The following is a 3,885-nucleotide window of genomic DNA, read 5'->3' on the forward strand; positions in this document are numbered from 1 at the left end:
GGGTGCCCGCCGGTTTTTTATGGAAAAAAGGGATAAAAGGGAGGGATCGGTTTACACTAAGAGTATCTGAACAGAGGAGCTGAAGGATTATGATTGAGCAAGATACGGTAAAACTGCTGCGGGAGTGCGATGCAGGGGTCAAAATGGGTGTGGCCTCCATTGATGACGTGCTGGACCGGGTACACAGCGGGGAGCTGAAGGGGGCACTGACCCGGTGCAAGGAGGAGCACGAGAAGCTGAAGCGGGAGATCCACAGCCTGTTGGATCAATATCACGACGATGGAAAAGAGCCCAATTCCATTGCAAAGGGCATGTCCTGGATCAAAATCAATATGAAAATGGGCATGGATGATTCGGACCAGACTATTGCGGAGCTGATTACCGACGGCTGCAACATGGGTGTGAAATCACTCAACCAGTATCTGAACCAGTATAAGGCGGCAGATGAGGTGTCAAAGGATATCACCAAGCGCCTCATCAACCTGGAGGAGCAGCTGGCCATTGACATTCGGTCGTTCCTGTAAGTACGGGCACGGGGCATTCTCGTTCCCGGACGGAAAGGGTGATGCATCTTTTTAACGGACTGAGCCAAGAAATTCCAAACGCAGAGGAGAAGGGCATGACACGTTATTTCCACGGGGCCGGGGAACGGGGACCCTATTTTGAGGGCTGGTATTTTAAATTTCAGGGCAAGAATGGAGACGCGCTGGCTCTGATTCCCGCCTTTCACATCGACCCCGCAGGACGGAGAAGCGCTTCCCTCCAGGTTCTCACCCGGGATGGAAGCTGGTGGCTGGACTACCCGGAGGCGGACTTCCACGCCCGGGCGGACCGGCTTTCCATTCGTATGGGGGAATCCGTCTTTACACGGCAGGGCGTACAGCTTCGGGTGGAGAGGGAGGGGCTGTCGCTCCACGGAACGGTCACCTTTGGCCCCTTCCGGGAGCTGAAATCGGATATTATGGGGCCCTTCCGTTTCCTTCCTAAAATGGAGTGTTCCCATGGGGTGATCAGCATGGCCCATGCTCTGGAAGGGCAGATCGTGCAGAACGGAAGAGTGCTGGACCTGTCCGGGGGAACGGGCTATGTGGAGACAGACCGGGGGCGGTCCTTCCCCGATCGATACCTCTGGACCCAGTGCGTCTGGCAGGAGCCGCCCTGCGGCAGCCTGATGCTGTCTGCTGCCACCATTCCAACGCCGGTTGGGAGCTTCCGTGGGTGCATCTGCGCGGTGCTCTACCGGGGCCGGGAATACCGTCTGGCCACCTATCGGGGAGCCAAAATCCAGCGCTGGGATGAGAATGGGGCGGTCATTTGCCAGGGACGCTGCCGCCTGGAGGTGCAGCGGATGGGGGAGCGGGGGCAGCCCCTGCGGGCACCGGTGGGGGGTGCCATGGCCCGAACCGTCCACGAGAGCCTGTGCGGAAGGGTGCGCTACCGCTTCTGGACGGGAGGAAAGCTGCTCTTTGAGCGGACGGACTCTGCTGCCAGCTTTGAGACGTCGGCCCACGAAACCTAGAAAACAGACGAGGACGGGCACATTGAGGAATAAGAAGGTCCCTTATCCGGGGACGACGAGAAAAAGAGGCGGGATTCCGCCTCTTTTTTCTATGCCCCTTAGACAATTATTAAGATCTGTCTTCTGCGGACTGCGATATAATGAACGCCATGGGACCGGAAAAGCGGGCCCAATTTATTTTTGTGTGAAGATTGCAACTATTTGACTCTGGCGGAAGTCTTACCATATGGAAGGAGGTTATCCATCCCATGCAGCTGCATAAAAGCAGACCAGAGCTATCTGACGAGGAGTTTTTGGCGCTGATCGAGGCCCGAAAGGACTCGTTTTATCGCGTGGCCTATGGCTATGTCCGGAATTCCGAGGACGCCAAGGACCTGGTACAGGAGGCGGTCTGCAAGGCCTATGTGGGGAAAAAGCACTTGAAGGAGAGAGATAAGTTTTATCCCTGGTTTTATCGCATTCTGACACGCACGGCGGTATCCTTTCTGCGCAAGCACGCCCGGGCCGAGGCCTGGGAACGGGAATTTATGGAGACAGCCCAGTCCCAGGAGGAACAGTGGGGCGACGCGCTCTGGGTAAGAGATTCCCTGGCCGGGCTGGAGAAAAAAAGCCGTACCGTCATTGTGCTGAAGGTCTATGAGAATATGACCTTCGGGGAAATTGCACAGATTCTTCAAAAGCCGGAGAACAGTGTGAAATCCCTCTATTACCGGGGGTTAAAATCATTGAGAGAGAGGATGCTGGTCTATGAATGAGCGTTGGGAGATTCCCGTCCCCATTCCCGAAGATCTGGATGAGGCGATCCAGAGGGGAATCCGGGAGGGAAAACAGGTGGCCGCCCGTCGGAGGCGGACACGGATGCTGTTGGCGCGCTCGGCCGGTTCCTTTGTTCTGGCGCTGGGTATGCTCATAGGGGGAGTCCACATCTCACCCACCTTTGCTGCTGCGGTAAGTGATTTCCCTGTGCTGGGGGAGCTGGTGCAGAAATTTGGAAAAAACCAGCCGTTTGCCCAGGGCGGCAGCAAGGCGGGGAAGGGTACCGCCGCTCTGACCATGGAGCGGGACGGGGACACAGAGTGGATTCGTTTGCAATTTTCCCAGGAAGACGCCTCCTGGTACGAGGCGGAGTTTGCTTCCTATCCCAAAACTGTTACCATCACCCTTCCGGGAACGGAAGGAGTCGCGGTGCTCTCGGAAATTTCCAGAGCCCAGGACACCAGCCAATACATCAAATCCGTCTGGCAGCTGCCCAGCCCCGATCCAGGAAGCACAGCCATCCAGCTGGAGCTGGAGAGCGATGCCGACGTGGAAATTCAGGAGTACCGGAAGCCGGGCAGCCTGGTGATCCAGCTGACCCCAGCGGAAATCCGGCTGGACAGGGTTTATTCCGTCCGTACTCTCTCCATGGACCCGGAGGAGCTGGCAAGTTCTGGTTCATATGGAGAGGAAGGAGCCCGGGTGCTTCGGGACGACCAAGGAGCCTGCTTTTTGGAATTTGGACAGTATGCTGCGCCAGAAGAGGCACAGGAGGCATGCCGAGCCATGGGCGGGACCGCAATTGTGGAAGTGCGCACCGGCAACAATGTGCCCGCATGCTTCCGCTCCATGGAGGACTACGAAAGCAGCTGCCTTCTGGATCAATATGCCCGGGTGCTGCATGAGGCGGACACTCTGGAGCCCGTACTGGACTTTCTGGACCGGCATTTTGCTGAAGCCACTCGTGAGGAACGGGAAGTGATGCTGGCAGGTCTCAGCGGATGGCTGACAGGGGAAAAAGGGGCGGACTGGGAGAGAATTACGTCCTTTTACCGGCTTGCCGGACAGGAACCGCCGGAATGTTTCCGGCAGAATTAAATGGAATTTCAGAAAGGAAGAAACACTATGAAACGAGTGCTATGTCTTACCCTGGCCCTGATGGCCCTGACCCTGAGTTTGACCTCCTGCAGCCTGCTGAGCGGAAAGAAGGCTCAGACGGGGCATAACAAACCTATGTCCACGGAGAGCAGTCAGTCTGCCTCGTCGGACAAGTCCAGCGAGGAGACTGCCTCACCGGATAAGTCCAGTGAGGAGGCGAAGGAGCAGAAGACGATCAAGGGTGTTATCAACAGGCTGGGTACTTATCTGGTACTGCTCACCGAAGATGGGGAGTATCAGGTCATGGACTACGGCGAGAGAGTCACCGCGGACGACTGGAAGGAAGGCGATAAGGTGGAAATCACCTATACCGGCGAGCTGGGCACGGAGACGGAACCCCCTGTGATTGTGTCTATTGCCAAGGCAGATTAAGACCGGAAGGGATTCGAAAGAACAGATCCAAAAGAAACAAACGGAAGCGGGCGGCCAAATCGGCCGCCCCCTTCCCCCTT

General features: G+C 56.7%; 5 protein-coding genes. All 5 read left to right on the forward strand.

Annotated elements, in window-relative coordinates:
• Positions 1–89 precede the first annotated feature (89 nt).
• The 5 genes from DWX58_RS13385 (at position 90) to DWX58_RS13405 (ending at position 3,805) form a co-directional block, all read left to right on the forward strand.
• The gene (locus tag DWX58_RS13385; RefSeq protein WP_118644619.1) at positions 90–524 is read left to right on the forward strand and encodes a hypothetical protein; all 435 of its coding nucleotides are present in this window, start codon (positions 90–92) and stop codon (positions 522–524) included.
• 95 nt (positions 525–619) lie between these two features.
• On the forward strand, positions 620–1,519 hold the full coding sequence (locus tag DWX58_RS13390; protein WP_158579294.1) for a tocopherol cyclase family protein: 900 nt from the start codon (positions 620–622) through the stop codon (positions 1,517–1,519).
• A gap of 248 nt (positions 1,520–1,767) precedes the next feature.
• Positions 1,768–2,274 carry a sigma-70 family RNA polymerase sigma factor gene (locus DWX58_RS13395; protein WP_118644623.1) on the forward strand — a complete coding sequence of 169 codons (507 nt, stop codon included), beginning with the start codon at positions 1,768–1,770 and terminating at the stop codon, positions 2,272–2,274.
• Positions 2,267–3,373, forward strand: coding sequence for a hypothetical protein (locus DWX58_RS13400; RefSeq protein ID WP_118644625.1), 1,107 nt, complete (start codon positions 2,267–2,269; stop codon positions 3,371–3,373). The genes DWX58_RS13395 and DWX58_RS13400 overlap by 8 nt, the downstream gene beginning before the upstream one ends.
• 27 nt (positions 3,374–3,400) lie before the next feature.
• The gene (locus DWX58_RS13405; RefSeq protein ID WP_118644627.1) at positions 3,401–3,805 is read left to right on the forward strand and encodes a hypothetical protein; all 405 of its coding nucleotides are present in this window, start codon (positions 3,401–3,403) and stop codon (positions 3,803–3,805) included.
• Positions 3,806–3,885: the final 80 nt, after the last annotated feature.

The sequence above is a fragment of the Pseudoflavonifractor sp. AF19-9AC genome (genome assembly GCF_003478995.1).
In the GTDB taxonomy this organism is placed as follows: Bacteria; Bacillota; Clostridia; order Oscillospirales; family Oscillospiraceae; genus Lawsonibacter.